Annotated in this window: 22 protein-coding genes; 14 read left to right on the forward strand and 8 right to left on the reverse strand. The window is 66.5% G+C overall.

Going from position 1 to position 22,967, the window contains the following annotated elements:
• Positions 1 to 346: 346 nt before the first annotated feature.
• The gene (locus tag ACZK0Z_RS06730) at positions 347 to 3,154 is read right to left on the reverse strand and encodes a TonB-dependent receptor plug domain-containing protein (RefSeq protein ID WP_049427103.1); all 2,808 of its coding nucleotides are present in this window, start codon (positions 3,152 to 3,154) and stop codon (positions 347 to 349) included.
• A 212-nt stretch (positions 3,155 to 3,366) separates the two neighbouring features.
• Between ACZK0Z_RS06730 and apbC the strand changes: the two genes are divergently transcribed.
• The gene (gene apbC, locus ACZK0Z_RS06735) at positions 3,367 to 4,221 is read left to right on the forward strand and encodes an iron-sulfur cluster carrier protein ApbC (protein WP_005414099.1); all 855 of its coding nucleotides are present in this window, start codon (positions 3,367 to 3,369) and stop codon (positions 4,219 to 4,221) included.
• A gap of 78 nt (positions 4,222 to 4,299) precedes the next feature.
• Positions 4,300 to 4,872 carry a dCTP deaminase gene (gene dcd / locus ACZK0Z_RS06740; protein WP_005410499.1) on the forward strand — a complete coding sequence of 191 codons (573 nt, stop codon included), beginning with the start codon at positions 4,300 to 4,302 and terminating at the stop codon, positions 4,870 to 4,872.
• An 86-nt stretch (positions 4,873 to 4,958) separates the two neighbouring features.
• On the opposite strand, the gene ACZK0Z_RS06745 is transcribed toward dcd, so the two are convergent.
• The 3 genes from ACZK0Z_RS06745 to ACZK0Z_RS06755 are packed head-to-tail and all read right to left on the reverse strand — an operon-like array spanning position 4,959 to position 6,232.
• A complete protein-coding gene (locus ACZK0Z_RS06745) occupies positions 4,959 to 5,126 on the reverse strand; it encodes a LiaI-LiaF-like domain-containing protein (protein ID WP_005410498.1) in 168 nt (55 codons plus the stop codon).
• Positions 5,127 to 5,141: 15 nt separating this feature from the next.
• Complete coding sequence (locus ACZK0Z_RS06750; protein ID WP_049427102.1) at positions 5,142 to 5,564, reverse strand: HIT domain-containing protein; 423 nt, start codon at positions 5,562 to 5,564, stop codon at positions 5,142 to 5,144.
• Complete coding sequence (locus tag ACZK0Z_RS06755; RefSeq protein WP_414489375.1) at positions 5,561 to 6,232, reverse strand: dienelactone hydrolase family protein; 672 nt, start codon at positions 6,230 to 6,232, stop codon at positions 5,561 to 5,563. Before ACZK0Z_RS06755 ends, ACZK0Z_RS06750 begins: the two co-directional genes overlap by 4 nt.
• Before the next feature lie 205 nt (positions 6,233 to 6,437).
• Here ACZK0Z_RS06755 and rimO point away from each other — a divergent pair, with 205 nt between their 5' ends.
• Together rimO and ACZK0Z_RS06765 are read left to right on the forward strand one after the other, a co-directional pair.
• Positions 6,438 to 7,799 carry a 30S ribosomal protein S12 methylthiotransferase RimO gene (rimO, locus tag ACZK0Z_RS06760; protein ID WP_197633339.1) on the forward strand — a complete coding sequence of 454 codons (1,362 nt, stop codon included), beginning with the start codon at positions 6,438 to 6,440 and terminating at the stop codon, positions 7,797 to 7,799.
• Positions 7,796 to 8,635 carry a DUF3025 domain-containing protein gene (locus ACZK0Z_RS06765; protein ID WP_197633338.1) on the forward strand — a complete coding sequence of 280 codons (840 nt, stop codon included), beginning with the start codon at positions 7,796 to 7,798 and terminating at the stop codon, positions 8,633 to 8,635. Before rimO ends, ACZK0Z_RS06765 begins: the two co-directional genes overlap by 4 nt.
• Positions 8,636 to 8,722: 87 nt before the next feature.
• Here the strand turns inward: ACZK0Z_RS06765 and greB are convergent, their stop codons facing one another.
• On the reverse strand, positions 8,723 to 9,229 hold the full coding sequence (gene greB, locus ACZK0Z_RS06770; protein ID WP_049432400.1) for a transcription elongation factor GreB: 507 nt from the start codon (positions 9,227 to 9,229) through the stop codon (positions 8,723 to 8,725).
• A 117-nt stretch (positions 9,230 to 9,346) separates the two neighbouring features.
• Complete coding sequence (locus ACZK0Z_RS06775; protein ID WP_049432398.1) at positions 9,347 to 10,852, reverse strand: helicase HerA-like domain-containing protein; 1,506 nt, start codon at positions 10,850 to 10,852, stop codon at positions 9,347 to 9,349.
• A 122-nt stretch (positions 10,853 to 10,974) separates the two neighbouring features.
• On the opposite strand from ACZK0Z_RS06775, the gene ACZK0Z_RS06780 reads away from it, so the two are divergent.
• Together ACZK0Z_RS06780 and ACZK0Z_RS06785 are read left to right on the forward strand one after the other, a co-directional pair.
• On the forward strand, positions 10,975 to 12,579 hold the full coding sequence (locus ACZK0Z_RS06780; protein WP_106548845.1) for a transglycosylase SLT domain-containing protein: 1,605 nt from the start codon (positions 10,975 to 10,977) through the stop codon (positions 12,577 to 12,579).
• 24 nt (positions 12,580 to 12,603) lie between these two features.
• On the forward strand, positions 12,604 to 12,951 hold the full coding sequence (locus ACZK0Z_RS06785) for a ribonuclease E inhibitor RraB (protein ID WP_049432396.1): 348 nt from the start codon (positions 12,604 to 12,606) through the stop codon (positions 12,949 to 12,951).
• A gap of 141 nt (positions 12,952 to 13,092) precedes the next feature.
• Here the strand turns inward: ACZK0Z_RS06785 and asd are convergent, their stop codons facing one another.
• Together asd and ACZK0Z_RS06795 are read right to left on the reverse strand one after the other, a co-directional pair.
• Positions 13,093 to 13,935: an archaetidylserine decarboxylase gene (asd, locus tag ACZK0Z_RS06790; protein ID WP_197633535.1), complete on the reverse strand. Its 843-nt coding sequence runs from the start codon at positions 13,933 to 13,935 to the stop codon at positions 13,093 to 13,095.
• Positions 13,932 to 14,582: an SCO family protein gene (locus ACZK0Z_RS06795; RefSeq protein WP_049432390.1), complete on the reverse strand. Its 651-nt coding sequence runs from the start codon at positions 14,580 to 14,582 to the stop codon at positions 13,932 to 13,934. Before ACZK0Z_RS06795 ends, asd begins: the two co-directional genes overlap by 4 nt.
• A 122-nt stretch (positions 14,583 to 14,704) precedes the next feature.
• Between ACZK0Z_RS06795 and prmB the strand changes: the two genes are divergently transcribed.
• From prmB to ACZK0Z_RS06835, 8 genes are all read left to right on the forward strand, one after another.
• On the forward strand, positions 14,705 to 15,634 hold the full coding sequence (gene prmB, locus ACZK0Z_RS06800) for a 50S ribosomal protein L3 N(5)-glutamine methyltransferase (RefSeq protein ID WP_005410487.1): 930 nt from the start codon (positions 14,705 to 14,707) through the stop codon (positions 15,632 to 15,634).
• Positions 15,631 to 16,734, forward strand: a complete 1,104-nt coding sequence (gene aroC, locus ACZK0Z_RS06805) for a chorismate synthase (RefSeq protein WP_049432386.1) — start codon at positions 15,631 to 15,633, stop codon at positions 16,732 to 16,734. The genes prmB and aroC overlap by 4 nt, the downstream gene beginning before the upstream one ends.
• Positions 16,727 to 17,764, forward strand: a complete 1,038-nt coding sequence (locus ACZK0Z_RS06810; protein ID WP_197633536.1) for an NAD(P)-dependent oxidoreductase — start codon at positions 16,727 to 16,729, stop codon at positions 17,762 to 17,764. Before aroC ends, ACZK0Z_RS06810 begins: the two co-directional genes overlap by 8 nt.
• A gap of 93 nt (positions 17,765 to 17,857) precedes the next feature.
• Complete coding sequence (locus ACZK0Z_RS06815) at positions 17,858 to 18,886, forward strand: aspartate-semialdehyde dehydrogenase (protein WP_012511725.1); 1,029 nt, start codon at positions 17,858 to 17,860, stop codon at positions 18,884 to 18,886.
• A 119-nt stretch (positions 18,887 to 19,005) separates the two neighbouring features.
• The gene (locus ACZK0Z_RS06820) at positions 19,006 to 21,048 is read left to right on the forward strand and encodes a FimV/HubP family polar landmark protein (RefSeq protein ID WP_197633537.1); all 2,043 of its coding nucleotides are present in this window, start codon (positions 19,006 to 19,008) and stop codon (positions 21,046 to 21,048) included.
• Positions 21,049 to 21,074: 26 nt separating this feature from the next.
• Complete coding sequence (locus ACZK0Z_RS06825; protein ID WP_197633538.1) at positions 21,075 to 21,437, forward strand: VOC family protein; 363 nt, start codon at positions 21,075 to 21,077, stop codon at positions 21,435 to 21,437.
• Positions 21,438 to 21,469: 32 nt separating this feature from the next.
• Positions 21,470 to 22,240: a tRNA pseudouridine(38-40) synthase TruA gene (truA, locus tag ACZK0Z_RS06830; protein WP_049429514.1), complete on the forward strand. Its 771-nt coding sequence runs from the start codon at positions 21,470 to 21,472 to the stop codon at positions 22,238 to 22,240.
• Entirely contained in the window at positions 22,237 to 22,893 is a 657-nt protein-coding gene (locus ACZK0Z_RS06835; protein WP_197633539.1) for a phosphoribosylanthranilate isomerase, read from the forward strand. Before truA ends, ACZK0Z_RS06835 begins: the two co-directional genes overlap by 4 nt.
• Positions 22,894 to 22,967 lie beyond the last annotated feature (74 nt).

Raw genomic sequence — 22,967 nt, forward strand, 5'->3', positions numbered from 1 at the left:
CGGGGACATTGCCTCGCGGGCGTCTCCGTGTGCCCCTTGCCCGGTGTTGGCAGTGGTTATGCCCCCGGTTGCACCGGCTTCACGGGCCGGTAACTCGAGATTAACACGGCATTAACTGATGCTGTCAAACGTTCATAAGGGAGTCATCAAGCTGTGGTCTGGAGCCTCCTCGCTCTCCGTGTAGTTCGATCCAAATTCATACAACTTATTGATTTTATTTATTTTACTCGAGAGGTGCGAAACATGTCTGGATGCTGAATGATTCCTGCAGGCCCGACGCGGCCGCAAAAAAAGGCCCCGCCGAAGCGGGGCCTGGTCCAGATACAACGTCCGGAAAACGACGGGATCAGAAGTTGTACTTGACCTGGGCCGAAATCTGGCGGCCGTAGACGCTGTAGAAGCCGTCATTGAACGGGGTCGATTCGTTGCCCGGGTAGTTGTAGCGCTGGCCTTCCGGCAGCTTATTGAACACGTTGTTGACCATCAGCGACAGGACCAGATCGTCCTGTGCCTGGTAGTTCATGCTCAGGTTGTACGTGGTGTACGAACCCCACTTGCCGGCCTTGGCGCCGGAAGAGTGGACATAGCCGTAGCTGCGGCCGGTGTAGGCCAGGTAGTTCGGGGTGCTGCCGACGTAGTTGGCGTACACGGTGGTGGTGAACTTGGCGATGTTCCAGGCCACCGACAGATCGCCACGGACCTTGGCGAAGTTGTCGTAGTACCACATGTTGTACGGATCGCTCAGCAGGTCGAGCTTGGCGGCGCCCGGCATCGGCTGCACTTCACGCTTCAGCATGTTCGTGTAGTTGCCGGAGAACATCAGCGAGCCGAAGCGACCGATATCCTGCTGGTACTTGGCAGCCACCGTCACCGCTTCCAGGTTCTGGCTGGCGACGTTGAGCTTCGGCGTGTACACGCGGGTCAGGTTGCCGCCGGCATCGCGCGACACCCAGTCGGTGACGTTCTGGCAGCTGGCCGAGGTATTGTTCGGCAGGCCGTTGTGGCACTGGTACTCGGCCAGCAGCAGCTGGTCGGTGCTAAGGGTCTTGACCTCGTTCTTGATCTTCCAGTTGTAGTAGTCGGCCGACAGCGAGAAGTTACTCACCGGGGCCCACACCACGCCTGCGCTCCACACGTCGGCGGTGATCGGCTTCAGGTCCGGGTTGCCGGACTTTTCGCTGTACACCGAGGTGTTCTTGTAGAACGCGCACTTCTCGTCGCGCAGGCCGTAGCCCAGCTGGCTGCAACGGTAGTAGTCGTTCTGGCCGGACGAGTACGAGCCGCTCATGCCCTGGAAGGCATCGGACAGGGTCGGTGCACGGAAGGCGGTGCCGTACTTGCCGCGCAGCAGCAGGCTCTCGATCGGGCGGAATTCCAGACCGATGCTGTAGGTGGCCTTGTCGACGGTCTTGTCTGCGATCTTGAACGCGTCATAGCGGCCAGAGGCGCTGACGGTCAGCTTCTCGAGCAGCGGCATGCGCAGTTCGCTGGTGACCGCGTAGTTGCTGCGGTGGCCGGCGCCGGCGACGGCGGTGGTGCCCCACACGTTGCCGTCGACGAAGGCCTGGTCCGGCGAGTAGTCCCAACCTTCGCTGCCACCTTCCAGGACGACGGCAAGGCCGGCGTCACCGCCCGGCAGGCTGAACAGCGAGCCGTTGGTCACCTGCACGCGACCCAGGTTCTGCCAGGTCTTGCTGCGGTGGGTACCGTAGCCGGTGAAGCTGGCGAACTGGTCCGGGGTGATCGGCGAGTAGAAGGCAGCGTAGTTCGGGTTGTAGATGCCGAACGTGGCGGTCGGGTCCTTCGGATCGGTGTAGGTGCCCAGGCGCGGGCCCAGCACGGTCTGGCCGAAGAAGTCCTCGATCTTGTCCTTCCAGCGCACGAAGCGGTTCTGGTCCAGGCGGTACTCGCCACGGGTGAAGCTGGCGCTGTAATCCCAGTCGCCGACCATGCCCTTGCCGCCCAGGGTGACCTGGTAGGCGCGGCTCTCGTCGGAGTTCAGGATGTTGTTGTAGTCGCCCGCGCCGATCTCCTCCGGCGCGAAGGCGCGCTGCAGGTTCACGACCTTGCCGGCGCCCTGGTCGTAGAAGCCACCCATGACTGACTTGGTGCCCCACCACAGGGCGCTGGAGCCGGAGGTGAACTCGGTCTTTTCCTTGCTGTACAACACGTCGGCGAACAGCTGGAAGTTGTCGTTCACGTCGAAGGTCATCGACGAGTAGAACTGGCCGCTGTTCTTGCCGTTCTTCAGGGTCTTGTAGCCAGCGCTGTATACCGAACCGCAGGACTCGCCCGAAGCGCGCTGGCCAACGACGGTGGTGCCGTCGTACAGGCCTGCCACGTTGGCGCAGCGGCTCGGGTCCATCATCAGCAGCTTGTTGTCTGCGTTGGTGATGACTGCGAAGTCGTTCGACGGCACCTGTGCGGTATAGCCAACCGGGTTGTTCTGCTTGGTGATGTCACGCTGGTAGCCCCAGATCGGGCTGCCGTTTTCGATCTGCACGTTGACCAGCGCATGGAAGCGATCGTCGAACGCGTTGAAGCCCTTGGCTGCGCTGAAGCGGATGTTGCTGCCGCCGCCTTCGGTGTAGGTGCCGCCACGGACGGTCATCGTGCCGCCGTCCATGCGCTCCTTCAGGATGATATTGACCACACCGGCGATCGCATCCGAACCGTACAGCGAGGACTGGCCGCCCGGCAGCACTTCGATGCGCTCGACGATGTCGATCGGAATGCCGCTGATGTTGTTGAAGGTGTCGCTACCGTTGTACAGCGCCGGATACGAGAGCATCGGGCGGCCGTTGATCAGATACTTGGTGTAGCCCGGGTTCAGGCCGAACATGCCGGCCGCTTCGGCGCCCTGGGTGAACGAACCCGAGGTCTGGCCGCCCTGCAGGCCGCCAGTGGTCAGCGACGACTGCTGCAGTACTTCAGCAACGCTGCTGAAGCCACGGGTCTGGATGTCTTCGGCGGTGATGGACATCACCGGGGTCTGGGTTTCAACCTGGGTCTGCGGGATCAGCGAACCGGTGACGGTGATCTTGTCCAGGTTGGTCGCCTTGTCCTGGGCCATTGCCGGGGCGGCGGCCATCAGGGCGGAAATCAGGGCGACGGCGAGCGTGTTGCGACGTGCGGTGTTGCTTACGTATTTCATGTAGTTCCAATAGAGAGCAAAAACAAAAACGGCACTGCGCATGCGCCATCGTGCGCGCTGGGAACCAGCTTCGCAGCCCAAAACAGTGCTTCAGGAACGTAACATGAACTTAACAATCTGTGCACGAATCTGTAGCAATCCTGAATTTCAGTCAGGCTACGTCCAGCTTGTATGATGTTGGGTTATTCCCCCTGATACAGCTGGTGCCCGTTGTGAACAGTTCCCCCCGCCGTCCCCATGCCAGCCAGGTCCAGAAGGGACTGACGCCACATGCCCGCATCCGCAATGTCATCGCGGTCGGCTCCGGCAAGGGCGGCGTGGGCAAGTCGACCACCGCGGTCAATCTGGCCGTCGCGCTGCAGCAGCTGGGCGCACGTGTTGGCGTGCTGGACGCGGACATCTACGGCCCCAGCGTGCCCGCCATGCTGGGCTTGTCCGGGCGGCCGGAAAGCCCCGACAACAAGAGCATCGAACCGCTTCGCGCGTTCGGCGTGGACACCATGTCGATCGGCTACCTGATCGAAGAGGACACGCCGATGATCTGGCGCGGTCCGATGGCCACCTCGGCAATGACCCAGCTGTTCAACGACACGCTGTGGGATGACCTGGATTTTCTGCTGATCGACCTGCCGCCGGGCACCGGCGACATCCAGCTGACCCTGACCCAGAAGATTCCGCTGGCCGGTGCAGTGATCGTCACCACGCCGCAGGACATCGCCACGCTGGACGCAAAGAAGGCGTTGAAGATGTTCGAGAAGGTCGAGGTGCCGGTACTGGGCATCGTCGAGAACATGGCGGTGCATACCTGCAGCAACTGCGGGCATGTCGAGCACCTGTTCGGTGAAGGCGGCGGTGAGCGCATGGCGGCCCAGTACGGCGTACCGCTGCTGGGTTCGTTGCCGCTGCAGATCGGCATCCGCGAGCAGGGCGATAGTGGTACCCCGATCACCGTGGCGCAGCCCGATTCGGTACCGGCCCAGGCGTACCGCCATGCCGCACAGCGCCTGATCGAGGAAGTGGGCAAGCGCCCGCGGGCCTCGATCCCGATCCTGTCGTCGCTGCTGTAAGCACCTCGGCGGGGGCCGCCGGCGACGCCCGGCCCCCTGCTAGAATCCTCGCGCCCCCTCGTACCCCCAGGACAAAGCATGAGCATCAAGAGTGACCGTTGGATCCGCCGCATGTCCGAGCAGCACGGCATGATCGAGCCGTTCGAGGCAGGGCAGGTCAAGCAGGCCAACGGCGAGCGCATCGTCAGCTACGGCACCTCCAGCTACGGCTACGACGTGCGCTGCTCGCGTGAGTTCAAGGTGTTCACCAACATCAACTCGACCATCGTCGATCCCAAGCATTTCGACTCGGGAAGCTTCGTCGACATCACTGCCGACGAGTGCATCATCCCGCCCAACAGCTTCGCGCTGGCGCGCACCGTGGAGTACTTCCGCATCCCCCGCGACACCCTGGTGGTGTGCCTGGGCAAGAGCACCTACGCGCGTTGCGGCATCATCGTCAACGTGACGCCGCTGGAACCGGAATGGGAAGGCCACGTCACCCTGGAGTTCAGCAACACCACGCCGCTGCCGGCGCGCATCTATGCCAATGAGGGCGTCGCGCAGATGCTGTTCTTCCAGGCCGCGGCCGATGACATCTGCGAGACCTCGTACCGCGATCGTGGCGGCAAGTACCAGGGCCAGACCGGTGTGACCCTGCCACGGACCTGATCGCCCGCGTCATCGCACGACGAAAACGCCGGGCATGCCCGGCGTTTTCGTTTGTAGCGCGCGCCCGGGCATGGCCGGGCGCTACCTTACTTCCCGCGCCCGAACAGCATCGCGATGCCGACACCCACCAGCGCCACCGGCCACCAGGTCAGCAGCAGCTTGGACAGGTTCAGGTGCGTCCAGCCGAGATTGCTGGCGAGCATGAACAGGCCGATCAGGATCAGCAGGATGGCGGCAACGAGGTTGAATCGCATCGGGTCGGCGAAGGCTCAGGAGTGGGCCGGATATCCTAGCCGTTCCTTCCAGTAGGCGACATGCTGGTCCAGCGTGCCTGGCTCGTAGCGGTGCGCGGGACCGCTGCCCCAGACCGGGCCCGGCCAGGCCGGATCTCCGTCATGGCGGCCGATCACGTGGAAGTGCAGCTGGCGCACGATGTTGCCCAGCGCGCCGATGTTGATCTTCTCCACCCCGTCGGAGCCCTTCAGGGCCTTGCAGGCGCGGTTGAGCTCGGTGCGCAGCTTGTCCTGCTGCTCGCCGTCCAGCTCGATCCACTCGGTGACCCCGGCCAGGCGCGGTACCAGTACCAGCCACGGGAATCGTTCGTCGTTCATCAGCCGCACTTGCGACAACGGTCCTTCGGCCACCAGCACGCTATCGGTGGCCAGGCGTGAATCGAGTTCGAATTCGCTCATCCAAGATGCTCCGAGAAGAAGTCCAGGGTGCGTTGCAGCGCCAGGGCGGCGCTGTCTGGATCATACGCATGTCCGACCTCCCGGTTGAAGGCGTGGTCGGCCGGATAGACGAAGGTGGCCATCCGCGGCAGCTTTTCGCGGTGGGCCTGGACGGCCTCCGGCGGGATGCTCCTGTCCTGGGCGCCGAAGTGGAAGATCACCGGCGCCTTCGGCGTCTCATCGAGGAACTGGACGTTGCGCGCACCGTAGTAGCTGACAGAAGGCAGGCCCAGGCGCACTGCGGACAGCATCGCCACCGTACCGCCCCAGCAATAGCCGACGGTGCCGACCTTGCCGTAGGGGGCCAAGCGGGTGGCCGCCGCGCGGACCACTTCCAGCGCCCGTTCCATGCCCAGCGCGGCTACCCGTTCCAGCCCCTGCTTCACGCCGTCGGCGTCGTAGGGCAGGGCATCCGGATCGGCCCCGGGTCCATCGACCAGGTCGAAGAACGAAGGTGCCAGCACCGCATAGCCTTCGGCGGCGAAGCGCTCGGCCACGCTGCGGATATGCGGGTTGGCGCCGAAGATTTCCTGCACCACCACCAGCCCGCCGCGCGGGGTGCCCTCGGGGAGTGCCTGCCAGGCCCGTACCGCGCCGTGGTGCGTATCCAGGGTGATCCACTCGGCCATCGTCATCTACTCTCGTTGCAGGGGACAGGGCTGCATTGTCGGTGCTGCGCGGGTTAGCGCGGTGTCAGCGGCTGTGCGTGATCGGGCGGCTGGCCGTTCAGAGCGAGGCCGCCAACCCCGGTATACTGGCGCTCTTTCAGGCCCCGGCCCCCAGGAACCCCTGCCATGCCGGCAGGGGCCCAGGCCCCCAGAGTCCCGCGATTCCATGTCCCAGCTGAACCCCAAAGTCGGCTTCGTCAGCCTTGGCTGCCCGAAGGCCCTTGTCGATTCCGAGCGCATCCTCACCCAGCTCCGCTCGGAAGGCTACGACATCGTCCCGTCCTACGATTCGGCCGATGTGGTGGTGGTCAACACCTGTGGTTTCATCGATTCGGCGGTGACCGAGTCGCTGGACGCGATCGGCGAGGCTATGAACCAGAACGGCAAGGTCATCGTCACCGGCTGCCTGGGCAAGCGCCCCGAGCAGATCCGCGAGGCGTACCCGAACGTGCTGGCGGTGTCCGGTCCGCAGGACTACCAGAGCGTGATGGAGGCGGTGCACGAAGCGCTGCCGCCCAAGCACGATCCGTTCGTGGACCTGGTGCCCGACTACGGCATCAAGCTGACCCCGCGCCACTACGCCTACTTGAAGATTTCCGAAGGCTGCAACCACAAGTGCAGCTTCTGCATCATTCCGTCCATGCGCGGCAAGCTGGTCTCGCGCCCGGTCGATGAGGTGCTGCGTGAGGCCGAGCGCTTGGTGCGTGGCGGTGTGCGCGAGCTGCTGGTGGTGTCGCAGGACACCTCGGCCTACGGCGTGGACGTGAAGTACGCCGAGAAGATGTGGCGCAACAAGGCCTACCAGACCCGACTGAAGGCATTGTGCGAAGGCCTGTCCGAACTCGATGCGTGGGTGCGCATGCATTACGTCTACCCGTACCCGCACGTGGACGAGGTAGTGCCGCTGATGGCCGAGAACCGCATCCTGCCGTACCTGGACATTCCGTTCCAGCACGCCAGCCCACGCATCCTGCGCCTGATGAAGCGCCCCGGCGCGGTCGAGAAGACCCTGGAGCGCGTGCAGAACTGGCGCCGGATTGCCCCGGACATCACCGTGCGTTCGACCTTCATTGTCGGCTTCCCGGGCGAGACCGAGGCCGAGTTCGAAGAACTGCTGTCGTTCCTGGACGAAGCGCAGCTGGACCGTGTCGGCGCGTTCGCCTATTCGCCGGTCGAGGGTGCCACCGCCAACGACCTGCCCGATGCCGTGCCGGAAGAAGTGAAGCAGGAACGCCTGGCCCGCTTCATGGAGAAGCAGGCGCAGATTTCCGCCGCGCGCCTGGAAGCCAGGATCGGTACCGTGCAGCAGTGCCTGGTCGATGCCATCGAAGGTGATATCGCGGTGGCCCGTTCCAGGGCCGATGCGCCGGAGATCGACGGTCTGGTGCACATCCAGAACGCCGATCAGGTGCCGCTGCGTGTGGGCGAATTCGTCGACGTGGAAATCACCGAGAGCGACGAGCACGACCTGTATGGTGACGCGCTGGCGACCGCTACCCGCCCGGCATTCGACCTGAAGATGCTGTGACCGCAGCGACGACCGCCGCCGGTGACGGCAGCGGCGCCCGCCGCTTCGTGCCGCCGCCGCGCGCGGCGGTCGATCCACGGGTGTTCGCGCACCCGCTGTTTGCCGGCTTGCAGGACTTCCGTGATCTGCTGGACGGTGCGGTATGGCCGTCCATCGCTGCACTTGATGCGCGGCTCGCGCTGCCCGGCAAGCGCTTGGTCGAACAGGACGCCGCGCTGCTGGCCGACGGCCTGCATTACGAAGCGCGCATCGCGCAGGGGCATATCGCCACCCGTGCCGGCAACTGGCATGACCTGTTCAATGCGCTGGTGTGGGCCTCCCATCCGCAGCTGAAGCGTGCATTGAACGCGCAGCAATGCCGGCATATCGATGCCATGCCGCCCGGCCAGCGCAATCGCGCACAGGCGGCGCTGACCCAGTTTGATGAAACCGGCGTCATCGTGCGCGTGCGCGATGAGGCGGTGCTGCGCGCGTGGGACCGGCATGACTGGCCTGCATTGTTCGAGCCGTCATGCTGGCAGAGCGGTGACATCGCCATCGCTGTGGTGTTCGGGCATGCGCTGATGGAGCAGGCACTGCTGCCGGGGCGATTGCTGGTCGGCAAGTGCGTGGTGGTGCAGGGCGATGTCGATGCCGCCTGTGTTGACGCGGTGACCGCGGCCATTGCCGAGGGCAGGGCAGTGACTGATCCGCTGCAGCTGCGGCCCCTGCCATTGGCCGGTACTCCCGGCTGGCACGCCGTGCAGGATTGCGCCTTCTATCGCAATGCCGACTATTTTCGCCCGCTGCGAGCAGGACGCGCGTACCCGCCACCGTTGCTGCGGTTGCCGTTGTAGAGCCGAGCCCATGCTCGGCTGCGTTTGCCCATCAGCCGAGCATGGGCTCGGCTCTACATGGGCAGCGCCGTCGAACATGGCTCGACGCTACACAGGCGGGTATTCCACGCTGATCACCGCGAAGGTGAACTGGCCGCCGGGCAGCTCCACTGAAAACTCGTCATCCAGCCGCTTCTTCAGCAGCGCACGCGCCAGCGGCGAATCGATGCTGATCCAGCCCAGGCCCGCATCGGTCTCATCCGGCCCGACAATGCGGTAGCGGCTGGTGTCGCCGCTGTCCACGTTCTCCAGCTCCACCCACGCACCGAAGAACACCGCCTGCGGATCGGTTGGCGTGGTATCGACCACGCGCAGCGATTCCAGCCGCTTGGTCAGGTAGCGCACGCGGCGGTCGATCTCGCCCAACTGCTTCTTGCGGTAGGTGTATTCGGCGTTCTCGGAACGATCGCCTTCCGCGGCCGCGGCGGACAACGCCTTGACCACCTCCGGCCGTCGTACCCGCCAGAGTTCATCCAGCTCGGCCTTCAGGCGCGCATGGCCGGAGGCGGTGATCAGGGCGGTGCTTTTTTCTGCGGGCGGACGCCAACGGGACATGCGGTACGCTTTCTTTTCAGGGGAACGAAGGGGGCAGAGCCCTTCCATCCGGAAGGGAGCCGACCCCGGGGTCAGATCCCTTTCCCACGGAAAGGGCTCTGACTCCACGAAGCGATCTCAGCGCTTGCCGCCGAAAATGCCACCCAGGATGCCGCGCACGATCTGGTTGCCCAGCTTGGTGCCGACGGTACGCGTGGTCTGCTTGGCCATGGTCTCGATCATGCCCTGGCGGCGCTTGGTACCGAAAATCGCATCCTTGATGGACTGGCCGAAGCCTCCCTCCTGCGCCTCGTCCTGCTCACGGCTGCGGGCGGCAGGTGCCTCGGCCTTCTCGGCCGCCTTCTGCGCACGCTGGGCCAGAAGTTCGGCGGCGGACTCGCGGTTGATCGCGGTGTCGTAGCGGCTGCCGACCGGGCTGCCGGCGCGCACCTGCGCGCGTTCGGCCTCGGTGATCGGTCCCATCCGGCAGCGTGGCGGCGCGATCATCGTCTGCTGCACCGGCATCGGCACGCCCTTGTCCTGCAGCGTGGACACCAGCGCCTCGCCGGTGCCGAGCTGGCTGAGCACCTTGGCCACGTCCAGCTTCGGGTTTGGTACGAACGTCTCGGCAGCGGTCTTTACCGCCTTCTGGTCGCGCGGGGTGAAGGCACGCAGCGCGTGCTGCACGCGGTTGCCCAGCTGGCCGAGGATGTTGCCCGGCACGTCATCGGGGAACTGCGAGCAGAAGTACACGCCAACGCCCTTGGAGCGGATCAGCCGAACCACCTGCTCGATGCGCTGCACCAGCGACGCGGGCGCGTCGTCGAACAACAGGTGCGCTTCGTCGAAGATGAAGACCAGCTTCGGCTTGTCCAGGTCGCCCACTTCCGGCAGCTGCTCGAACAGTTCCGACAGCAGCCACAGCAGGAAGGTCGAATACAGCTTGGGCTTGAGCACCAGCTGGTCGGCGGCAAGGATGCCGATCATGCCGCGGCCGTCATGATTGACCCGCATGATGTCGGCCAGTTCCAGTGCCGGTTCGCCGAAGAAATTCTCGCCGCCGTCCTGTGCCAGGCGCAGCACCGAGCGCTGGATCGCGGCGATCGACTGCGCGCTGACCAGGCCGTACTCGGTGGAGATGTCCTTGCGCTCCTCGGCCACCAGGCCGAGCAGGGCACGCAGATCGTCCATGTCCAGCAGCAGCAGGCCACGGTCGTCGGCCAGCTTGAACACGATGTCGAGCACCCCGGCCTGGGTGTCGTTCAATTCGAGGATGCGCGACAGCAGGGTCGGGCCCATCTCGCTGACCGTGGTGCGCACCGGGTGGCCGAGCTTGCCGTACAGATCCCAGAAGATGGTCGGGCTGGCGGCCGGCGCATAATCCACCACGCCGATCTCGGCGGCGCGCTGCAGCAGGTTCTCGGCGCCGGTGCCGGGCACGGCCAGGCCGGACACATCGCCCTTCACATCGGCCAGGAACACCGGAACGCCCAACCGCGAGAAGCCCTCGGCCAGGGTCATCAGGGTCACCGTCTTGCCGGTACCGGTGGCGCCGGCCACCAGGCCGTGGCGGTTGCCGAGTTTCGGCAGCAGGGTGACGGCAACATCGTCGGTAATGCCTTTGCCGAGCAGAATCGGATCCATGGTCCAGCCCTTGTGGTGAATAGCCCAATGTTAACCGCCGGCGGTGACGGGCCGAAGGTCGGCTTGCCCGGACCTTGGCGGCGCCGCTACTCTGCCTGCCTGTTTCGCACACAGTGCCATCAATGCCCGTTCCTGTCCTGATTTCCCGTGGTTGGCCGCTGCTGGCCCTGGCCGGCCTGGTTTCCCTGGCGCCCGACGCCCATGCGCAGCGGGTTTCGGCCCGGGACAAGGTGAAGGTGGATGCGCTGCAGCAGCGCATGACCGCCGCCGAGAAGCGCTACAGCGACGCCCTGTTGCTGGTCGCCAATTCCGACCCGAAGGGCAGCAACGAGGCCGATGCCGCGCTGGAAGACATGGAAGACGTCCTCAACGACTGCGTGAAGCAGAAGGGCTGCCAGATGGGCACCCTGCTGGCCAGCTACAAGCGCCTGCTCAAGCACGACGCCGATGCGGCGGGCAGCGATGAGGTGACCGACGAGAGTGGTGACCGCCTGGAAGCCGACCCCGACCATATCGGCCCGCTCACCGCCGATGTGCCCGAGGCCGCCCGCGCCGCCGCGCTGCTCAACGACAAGCGGCACGCCTTCGACACCATGGTCGAGTACAACCCGGCCGTGCAGGCCGGCATCCGCCGCTGGCTGACCGACATGCGCCCGGCGTTGCTGACCAGCTACGAGAACTACCAAAACCTGCGCGCGGTGATGTGGCCGGAGTGGGAAAAGCGCGGCCTGCCCGAGGCGCTGCTGTTCGGCATCATGGCCAAGGAATCCAACGGCCGCGTGCATGCCTCCTCGCGCGCGGGCGCCGCCGGCCTGATGCAGTTCATGCCGGCCACCGGCCGCCGCTTCGGCCTCGGCCCGGACGGCACCGGCTTCGATACGCGCTTCGATGCACGGAGCGCCGCCGAGGCCAGCGCCAGCTATCTCAACGAACGCCTGCGCGAACTGAACAACAACGTGGAAATGTCGGTGGCCGCCTACAACGGTGGCGAAGGCCGCGCCGCGCGCGTGTTCAAGCAGAGCGGCGGGCAGAGCTTCTGGACCGACAGCGTCTACAACCAGTTCCCCGGCGAGACCAAGGACTACGTGCCGATGGTGATCGCCGCGGCGTGGATCTTCCTGCACCCGCAGCAGTACGGCGTCGAATTCCCGAAGATCAGTGCGCAGCCGGCCACGCTGCGCCTGGCCAAGTCCACCACCATCTATGAACTGACCATCTGCCTGGGCAGCCACGGCACCCGCGATGGCTACATGCGCGCGCTGCGCAACCTCAACCCGCGCTATGAAGCCGACGGCTGGATTCCGGCCGGCACGTTGATCAACGCCACCACCCGCATCGCCGGCCTGTACCAGCGCAACTGCGTCAGCGGCCCGCGTGCGGACCTGGCCCGCACCCTGATCACCGCCGATCTGAACGCAGCCATCGTCCGCCCGACCGCCGCCAGCTACACCGGCAGCGTGGCCGTGGGTGGCGTGGTGCCGGTGGCGGACGCTGCTGCATCCACCAGCGTGCCGACCACGCCGGTCGCTCCGGTGGCTACGCCGCGCCCGGCGGCGCGGCCGAAGCCGGTGCGCAGCCACAAGGTGGGCAAGGGCGAGACCCTGGGTGCCATTGCGGCGAAGTTCCAGTGCGACGTGCCGACCCTGGCCCGCGCCAATGGCCTGAAAGCCCCGGCCTACAGCCTGCGCCACGGCCAGACGCTGAAGCTGCAGGGCTGCGACAAGTAATCCCCCACGACCCCTGGAATCCGCATGGACCTCGAAGACACCCGCAACCTGTTCGCCAACCTCCGCGAAAACACCGACTGGGACATCACCGGCCCGTTGCTGTGGGGGTATTTCTTCGTCCATTCCACCGCTGAGCCACTGCGGGCGCTGGCTGACCATCTGCAGGCGCAGGGCTACACCTTCGTGGAACTGTTCGAGCAGGAGCCGGAAGAGGGCGACGCGCCGTTCCACGTGCTGCATGTGGAGCGCGTGGAGATTCACGACGAAGCCTCGCTGGACCGTCGCAACCAGGAGTTCGCCGCGCTGGCCGCGGAGAAGGGCGTGGAAGACTACGACGGCATGGACGTCGGCCCGGCCCCGGCCCTGCAGTAACGCGTTTCTGGCTGTAGAGCCGAGCCCATGCTCGGCTGTTTTTGCCGGCAGCCGAGCATGGGCTCGGCTCTACAGACCCGGTAGTGCCGGCCGCTGGCCGTCATTCCGTTGAATTCATCCACGCATGGCGTGGATCTACGGTCAGCGCAGCGTTGCCAGCGCCTGGCCCAGCTGCACCGGGCTCTCAGCGCCCAGCTGCGGGGCGAACTCGGCCACGCCCGGCGGCAGCAGCACGATCACGGTGGAACCGTAGTTGAAGCGCGCCATCTCGGCGAAACGCTCAAGCTTGATGCCCTGGCCGCGGTAATCCTTGCGGGTGATGCGGTCACCGTAGGCCGGGATCTCCTCACCGCTCCATACGGTCTCCACGCCGGACACCAGCAGTGCGCCGACCATCACGCTGACCATCGGGCCGAAGCTGGTGTCGAAGTGGCAGACCAGGCGCTCGTTGCGGGCGAACAGGCGCGGTACGCCGTTCACTGCGGCCGGGCCGACGCTGAACAGGCGGCCCGGCACGTGCACGGTCTCGCGCAGGGTGCCGGTCCACGGCATGTGCACGCGGTGGTAATCGCGCGGCGACAGGTACACGGTGGCGTACAGGCCGTCATTGTACGGCTTGGCGTCTTCGTCGCTGCCCAGCAGCTCGGCGGCGGTGAACGACTGCCCCTTGGCCTGGAAGATGCGGCCGGCCTCGATCCTGCCCAGCTGGCTGATGCGGCCGTCGGCTGGCATCACCAGGCTGCGCGGATCGGCGTCGGCCACGCGCGCGCCCGGCTTCAGCGCACGGGTGAAGAACTGGTTGAAGGTGGCGTAGCTGCGCGGGTCCGGGTTGGCCGCTTCGTCCAGATTGACGTTGAACTTGCGGGTGACCGTGTCGATCAGCCAGCGCGACACGCGCGGATCGTCCGAGTACGCCAGCGAACGCGCCATCGAGGACAGCAGGCGGTGGGGCAGGGCGTACGTCAGGGCGGTGGTGAGGCTCATGGGGCGGTTTTCTCGGTCAGCTTCTGCAGGTCGCGGGCAATGGCCGGCGCATTGAACGGGGGGCGCACCAGGCCGGCAAGGCGGCCCTGCGGATCGAGCACGGCCAGGCTGGCCGAGTGCTCGACGGTGTAGTCCTCGGGGTTTTCGTCGAAGTGCTTGCCCGGCACCTTCTGGAACACGAAGCCCAGCGAGGTGGCGAAGCGTTCCAGCGAGGGCACATCGGCGGTGGCGGCCAGGGTGTCCTTGTGGAAGCCGTGCACGTACTCGCCCAGCCGCGTGGCGCTGTCGCGGTCGGGGTCGACCGAGATGAACAGCACCCGCGGGCGCAGCGTGTCAGGCAGCGCTTCCCACTGGTTCTGCGCGCCGGCCAGTTCGGCCAGGGTGGTCGGGCACACGTCCGGGCAGAAGGTGAAGCCCAGGAACACCAGGGTCCAGTGGCCCTTCAGTTCGCCCGGGATCAGGCGGGTGCCGTCGGACTGGGCCAGATTGAAGTCGGGCAGTTCACGCGGCTGCGGGTACAGCGTGACCGCTTCGGTGGCCGGGGCGTTGGCCGGCGGCTTCGGCGCAAACACCTGCTGGGCGGCCAGCAGGCCCAGGCCCGCCGCCAGGGCGATCAGCAGGATGATGCCGGCGTTGCGATTGAACATGGGTGCCCCCGCGCGAAGTGGGCTCCATCATACCGGCTGCGGCCCGATCGTTTCCGCCGCAACGGATGCCGCCGCGGGCGCCAGCCCCTATAATCGGGGGCCACTTTGCCCGCAGTACCGCCATGACCGCTGAAACGGCCGCCGAACTCCACACGATCATCGATCTGATCCGCTACGGCACCAGCCGTTTCAACGAAGCCGGGCTGACCTTCGGCCACAGCTACGACAATGCGCTGGACGAGGCCACCCAGCTGGTGCTGCACAGCCTGCACCTGCCGCACGACCTCGGCCCGGCGTACGGCCAGGCGCGCCTGCTGCAGGCCGAGAAGCTGCGCGTGCTGGAACTGTTCCAGCGCCGCATCGACGAACGCATCCCGGCCGCCTACCTGACCGGCGAGGCCTGGTTCGCCGGCCTGAGTTTCAAGAGCGACAAGCGCGCCCTGGTGCCGCGCTCGCCGATCGCTGAACTGATCGAATGTGGTTTCGAGCCGTGGCTGGCCGGCCGCGATGTCAGCCGTGCGCTGGACCTGTGCACCGGTTCGGGCTGCATCGCCATCGCCATGGGCCACTACTACCCGAACTGGGAAGTGGATGGCGTCGACCTCAGTGACGACGCACTGTCGCTGGCTGAAGAGAACAAGGAACGCCTGCAGGCGCACAATGTCACCCTGCTCAAGTCGGATCTGTTCAACGGCCTGACCGGCCGCCATTACGACCTGATCGTCACCAATCCGCCGTACGTCACCAACGACGAGACCGATGCCCTGCCGCAGGAATACTCCTACGAGCCGGAAATGGGCCTGCGTGCCGGCGACGACGGCCTGGACCTGGTGCTGAAGATCCTGCGCGACGCCCCGCTGCACCTGAGCGAGGACGGCCTGCTGATCTGCGAAGTGGGTGAATCCGAGCAGCACCTGATCAAGCTGCTGCCGGAAGTCGATTTCGCCTGGATCGAGTTCAAGGTCGGCCAGATGGGCATCTTCGCGGTCGAGTGCCGCGAGCTGATCGCCCACAGCGCGCGCATCACCGAACTGGCGGCGCAGCGCCCGTGAGCTCCAATTCGTTCGGCAAGCTGTTCACCGTCACCACGTTCGGCGAGTCGCACGGGCCGGCTATCGGCTGCGTGATCGATGGCTGCCCTCCGGGGCTGGCGCTGGACGCGGCCGAATTCGCCCACGACCTGCAGCGTCGCGCTACCGGCAAGAGCCGGCACACCTCTGCGCGGCGAGAGGCCGATGAGGTCGAGATCCTCTCCGGCGTATACGAGGGCCTGACCACCGGCACCCCGATCGCGCTGCTGATCCGTAACACCGACCAGCGCAGCAAGGACTACGCCAACATCGGCCAGCAGTTCCGGCCGGGTCATGCCGACTACAGCTACTGGCACAAGTACGGCATCCGTGACCCGCGCGGTGGCGGCCGTTCCTCGGCGCGCGAGACCACCATGCGCGTTGCCGCCGGCGTGGTCGCCAAGAAGTGGCTGGCCGAGCGCTTCGGCGTGACCGTGCGTGGCTACCTGTCACAACTGGGCGACGTCACCCCGGTCGGTTTCGACTGGTCGGCGGTGGAAGACAATCCGTTCTTCTGGCCGCACGCCGAGCAGGTGCCCGAGCTGGAGGCGTACATGGATGCGCTGCGCAAGTCCGGTGATTCGGTCGGGGCGCGCGTGGACGTGGTGGCCGACAACGTGCCGCCGGGCTGGGGCGAGCCGATCTACGGCAAGCTCGATGGTGAACTGGCCGCTGCCCTGATGAGCATCAACGCGGTGAAGGGCGTGGAGATCGGCGATGGTTTTCTCAGTGCCGCGCAGAAGGGCACCGAGCACCGCGACCTGCTGACGCCGCAGGGCTTCGCCAGCAACCATGCCGGCGGCATCCTCGGTGGCATCTCCACCGGCCAGCCGGTAGTTGCGTCGATTGCCCTGAAGCCGACTTCCAGCCTGCGCCTGCCGGGCCCGTCGCTGGACACGGCCGGCAACGTGGTCGAGGTGGTCACCACTGGTCGCCACGATCCCTGTGTCGGCATCCGCGCCACCCCGATCGCCGAGGCGATGGTGGCGCTGGTGCTGATGGACCAGGCGCTGCGCCATCGTGCGCAGTGCGGCGATGTCGGCACGATCACCCCGCGCATTCCCGGGCAGATCGATGGCTGACACGCGGCCGACGGTGTGGGTGAGCCAGCCGCTGATCGAGGCGGCCATCGCGCCGTTGCGCGATCGCGTACAGCTGCGCAGCACCGACTCCGTCACCGCCTGGACGCCCGCGCAGATCGCCGAACAGCTGGCCCGCGCCGACGGCGCGATCATCACCCTCAACGAGCGCATCGGTGCGGCCCAGGTGGCCGGCGCCGCGCAGCTGCAGGTGATCGCCAATGTCGGCGTCGGCTACAACAATCTGGATGTCGACGCGCTCACTGCGGCCGGCATCCTCGCCAGCAACACGCCGGACGTCCTGACCGAGACCACTGCCGATCTCGGCTTCGCGTTGCTGATGGCCACTGCGCGCCGGATCACCGAGTCCGAGCGCTGGCTGCGCGAAGGCCAGTGGCAGCAGTGGTCGTTCCAGACCATGCTGGGCGCGGATGTCCATGGCAGCACGCTGGGCATCCTCGGCATGGGCCGCATCGGCCAGGGCATCGCACGCCGCGGTGCACACGGGTTCAGCATGAAGGTGCTGTACCACAACCGTTCGCGGTTGCCGGCCGATACCGAGGCGGCGCTTGGCGCGACCTACGTGGACCTGGACACGCTGCTGGCGCAGTCCGACCACCTGGTCACGGTACTGCCCTACACGCCGGCCTCGCATCACATCATCGATGCGGCGGCACTGGCGAAGATGAAGCCGTCAGCCACCCTGGTGAACATCGCCCGCGGCGGCATCGTCGACGAACTGGCGCTGGCTGACGCACTGGCCCACGGCCGGCTGGCCGCTGCCGGCCTGGATGTCTACGAGGGCGAGCCGACGGTGCGTCCGGAGCTGCTGGCGCTGCGCAACGTGGTGCTGACCCCGCATATCGGCAGTGCCTCGCTGGCCACGCGCACGGCGATGGTACAGCTGGCCGTCGATAATCTGGTTGCCGGGCTCGGCCTGGATGGCGCACCCTCGTGCATGCCGAGCGCGATCAACGCTGACGCGGCCATGGCTGCGCGTGTGACCCTGGGCAAAAAAACCGGGAAACGATAGGGAACCTCCGCGCGCCCCGCCTGAGGAGGTTCCCCGAACCCAGCTGTCGTGCGTGTTTCTTCCCCATTCCCGTTTTCGTGAGAGTTTTCCCCCATGAGCAATGCACAGCGCAGTTTCCACGTTGCCGTCGTCGGTGCCACCGGTGCGGTCGGCGAGACCATGTTGTCGATCCTGGCCGAGCGTGATTTCCCGGTCGGCACCCTGAGCGTCCTCGCTTCGGAACGTTCGGCCGGTGGCGAGATCGAGTTCAACGGCCAGAAGGTCAAGGTGCAGGATCTGGCCACTTTCGATCCGAGCGGTGTCGAGATCGCGCTGTTCTCGGCCGGTGGCAGCGTGTCCAAGGAATACGCACCGAAGTTCGCCGCTGCCGGTGCGGTGGTGATCGACAACTCCTCGGCCTTCCGTTACGACGATGACGTGCCGCTGGTGGTGTCCGAGGTCAATCCGGAACAGGTGGCCAACCGTCCGCGCGGCATCATCGCCAACCCGAACTGCTCGACCATGCAGATGCTGGTGGCGCTGGCGCCGCTGCACCGCAAGTACGGCATCGAGCGCATCAACGTCTCCACCTACCAGTCGGTGTCCGGCGGTGGTCGTTCGGCCACCGAAGAGCTGGGCAAGCAGACTGGCCAGCTGCTCAGCTTCCAGGAAATCGATCCGCAGCGCTTCCCGGTGCAGATCGCCTTCAACCTGATCCCGCACATCGATGACTTCCAGGACAACGGTTTCACCAAGGAAGAGATGAAGCTGATCTGGGAGACCCGCAAGATCCTCGGCGACGACAGCATCCTGGTGAACCCGACCGCGGTGCGTGTGCCGGTGTTCTACGGCCACTCCGAGTCGGTGGCGATCGAGACCCGCGACAAGGTCACCGTGGCCGAAGCGCGCGCGCTGCTGGAGCAGTCGCCGGGCATTGAAGTGGTGGACCGCCATGAAGCCGGTGGTTATCCGACTCCGGTCACCCATGCCTCGGGCACCGATGCGGTGTACGTCGGCCGTATCCGTGAGGACCTGTCGCATCCGCGCGGCCTGAACCTGTGGATCGTGTCGGACAACGTGCGCAAGGGCGCGGCGTTGAATGCCGTGCAGCTGGCCGAGCTGGTCGCCGCCGAGCAGCGCTGATGGAGAGGCCGGGCAATGCCCGGCCTTTTCTGCAGGGCCGGGCTCAGGCCATGCAGCCGGGCATGGGCTCGGCTCTACATGGGTGCGGACCCCGGTCCGCACGCTTTATAGTGTCGCCCATGAATAAACGGGCCAGGGGCGCAAAGCGCCCGCTCCTCTATCTTTCCACCGCGCTGCTGGCCCTGGCCAGCAGTTCGGCACTCGCATTGGGCCTGGGGGACATCCGTGTCCTGTCCAAGCCGGGGCAACCGTTGCTGGCCGAAATCCCGGTGGTGTCGGCTGACCCGTCCGAGCTGGAGAACCTGCGCGTCGCACTGGCCTCGCCGGTTACCTTCGAGCGCGTCGGCCTGCAGCGGCCGACCGGGCTGGTCAGCGAGCTGCAGTTCGAGCTGACCCGCAATGCGCAGGGCAGGGCGGTGGTGCGGGTGACCTCGCAGGCGCCGGTCGAGACCCCGTCGCTGAGCTTCCTGATCGAAGCCGACTGGGGCCAGGGCCGTCTGGTGCGCGAGTACTCGGCACTGGTCGATGCACCGTCCAGCGCGCTGGCCGTCACCGAGCCCGAGATCGTGGCGCCGGCCGGTACCCTGTCCAACACCATCGCGCGCGAGCTGGCACCCGCGCCTGCTGCAACGGTGCCCGATGTGCCACCGCGGGCGCCTGCTGCGGCACCTGCAGCCACGCCGGCTCGGCCGCGTGCGGAACCCGCACCGGTTGCGGCAGCGCCGGCCGACGGCAGCATCACCGTGCAGCGCGGTCAGACCCTGTCGCAGATCGCCAGCGCGGTGGCGCGTGGCAACCAGGTCAGCCGCGACCGCGCGATGATCGCCCTGCTGCGCGCCAATCCCGAAGCCTTCATCCGTGGCAACGTCAATCTGCTCAAGCAGGGCGCGGTGCTGCGCATGCCGGGCAGCGATGCGCTTGCCGCTGTCGATGCCGCCGAGGCCGCTGCGCTGGTGCGCGAGCACGCTGCGCAATGGCGGCAGGCGCGTACCGTGCCGCAACCAGCGGGTGCGGTCGCGCCGGCCGCCAAGGCGGCAACCGCGAACGCTTCTTCCCCGGCTGCCGCCAACGGGGCACGACTTGAGATCGCTCCGGCGCTGGCGTCCGACGCCGCGCACGCGGGCACAACCACCGGCACCGCTGCCGGCAGCGAGGGTGACATGCTGGGCAACGAACAACTGCGCCAGGCGCGTGAGGACATCGCCACCCGCGATGCCGAGATCGGTGAACTGAAGCAGCGCGTGGCCGATCTGGAGAAGCTGAAGGAGCAGCAGCAGTCGTTGATCGCGATGAAGGACAACGACCTGGCTGCCGCGCAGCAGCGCCTGGCACAGGCGCCGGGTTCCCGTGATGCAGTGACGCCGTGGTACTGGCTGGGCCTGCCGGTGCTGCTGCTGGCAGCAGGCGCAGCCTGGTTGCTGCGCCGTCGCAAGCCTTCGCCGCTGCCCCCGCTGCGCGAAGAGGGTGACGCCGCCGGGCTGGCCGCTGCGGTTCCTGCGGGTGCGGCGCTGGACACGCTGGCCGAACAGTCTTCATGGTCGTCGGCGGTGGCCGATGGCGGCCGCCAGGAACCGGCGATGCCAGCCTGGGCGAGCGAGCCCGAGGGCCATGCCGAAGCAGCGGTCGATCCGATCGCCGACCACGCGGTGCAGGCCGACTGGAAGGCTGACATGCTGCGCGACGAAGACGTGGTCGTACTGCCCGAGGCGGTGACCGATCTGCCGCGCTGGGACGAGCCCGCGACCGCACGCGAAGATGTTGTCGAGGCGCCGGTACAGGATGAGCCGGCCGCACCAGGGACGCCATCTGAAGTGGCGGTGCCGGACTACGCGCTGCATGCCGAACAGCAGCCGCAGTTCCGCGGCGTGTTCGATCTGCCGGCCGAAGCGCATCAGAACGCGTTCCCGGTTGATGCCAGGCATCATGACGGAATCGACGGTATCGGCACGTCGCATCCCGAGGAGACTGCGGCGAGCGCGGCTGCGGACAACGGCGATGCCGGCTGGCTGCCGCGTGCCGGCCAGGAGCGCCTCGAGCTTGCCATCGCATACCTGGACCTGGGCGACGCGCAGACCGCGCGTACCCTGCTGCTGGAGGTCGCCGAAGGCGGCGATCCGCACAGCCAGGCCCAGGCCCGCGAACTGCTGGCCCGCCTGCCGTGACCGAACCTGCCGACAAGGACCCTGCCATGAGCCGCGAGCGCCGCATCGACTACGTTGAATTCGCCTCCAGCGACCCGGCCGCCAGCCGTGCCTTCTTCGAGAAGGTGTTCGGCTGGTCGTTCGTCGACTATGGCAGCGACTACACCGCGTTCGACGATGGCCGCCTGCAAGGGGGCTTCTTCCGCGGCCAGCCCCAGCGGGCCAGGGACAGCGGCGCACCGCTGCTGGTGCTGTATGCCGACCAGCTGGTGCCGGTTGAAGCAGCGGTGCGCAACGCTGGCGGTGAGATCGTGCGGCCGGTGTTTTCCTTCCCCGGCGGCAGCCGCTTCCAGTTCGTCGAGCCCGGTGGCAACGAACTGGCGGTCTGGTCCGAACGCGATCCGGCCTGAGCGTCGCCCCATACGCAATATCGAGGTAGCACATGCGTTACGCGCTTGGCGTCGAGTACGACGGCAGCGATTTCAGGGGCTGGCAGAACCTGGGCGAGGGCGGTCCCAGTGTGCAGGCCAGCCTTGAGCAGGCCCTGTCGTCGGTGGCCGATGCGCCGCTGCAGGTGGTCTGCGCCGGCCGCACCGATGCCGGCGTGCATGGCCAGTGCCAGGTCGTGCATTTCGATACCGACGTGGTGCGCGATCCGCGCGCCTGGATGCTGGGCACCACCACCCGCCTGCCGCGTTCGATCGCGGTGCGCTGGTGCGTGCCGGTGGCCGATGACTTCCACGCCCGCTTCTCGGCACGCGCACGCCGCTACCGCTACCGCCTGCTCAACCGCGAGGTACGGCCGGCGCTGGACCGGCAGACCCTCAGCTGGGAGCGCCGGGCGCTGGACGAGACCCTGATGCACGCCGCCGGCCAGGCGCTGATCGGCGAGAACGACTTCAGCGCGTTCCGCTCCGTGCAATGCCAGGCGCTGCATGCGCGGCGTGAGCTGCAGTCGCTGCAGGTCAGCCGCCAGGGCGAGGTGATTGAAGTGGCCGTGCAGGGCAATGCATTCCTTCATCACATGGTCCGCAATATCGTCGGATCGTTGATCCTGGTGGGCAGCGGTGAAAAACCGGTGGACTGGATCGCCGAACTGCTGGCCGGGCGCGATCGCACCGTAGCCGGTCCCACCGCACCGCCGCAGGGCCTGGTGTTCCTTGGGCCCCTGTACCCCGACAACTGGCATCTGCCCGCCGAGGTCACGCTATGAGCCGCTCCTACTACCGCACGCGCATCAAGTTCTGTGGCATGACCCGTGCAGGCGATGTCCGCCTGGCCGGTGAGCTGGGCGTGGACGCAGTGGGTTTCATCTTTGCCCGCGAGAGCAGCCGCAGGGTTGCTCCTGCCGAAGCACGCGCGATGCGCCAGGCGATCGCGCCGATGGTCGATGTGGTTGCCCTGTTCCGCAACAACAGCAAGGAAGAGGTGCGCGAGGTGCTGCGCACGGTGCGGCCGACCCTGCTGCAGTTCCACGGCGAGGAAGACGAGAGCTTCTGCCGCAGCTTCAACATGCCCTACCTGAAGGCGATCGCCATGGGCGGCCGGGAAGAGGTCAATGCGCGCACGTTGCAGTTGCGTTACCCCAGCGCGGCGGGGTTCCTGTTCGACAGTCACGCTCCCGGCGGCGGTGGCGGTACCGGCATGGCCTTCGACTGGGGCCGTATCCCGACCGGCCTGCATCGGCCGTTCCTGCTGGCCGGTGGCCTGAACCCGGAAAACGTCTACGATGCCGTGCTGGCCACGCTGCCGTGGGGCGTGGACGTGTCCAGCGGCATCGAGCTGGAGCCGGGCATCAAGGACGGCTACAAGATGCGTACCTTCGTCGAGGAAGTGCGCCGCGCGGACTGCACGGTCCTGGAGTGATCGGCGTCACCATTTGCCGTTATTCGGACCTGGATTTGAGCCTGCACGTATTCTTCACATAGGATGGACCCAAG

It is taken from the genome of Stenotrophomonas sp. 116085_Sma, from assembly GCF_056479585.1.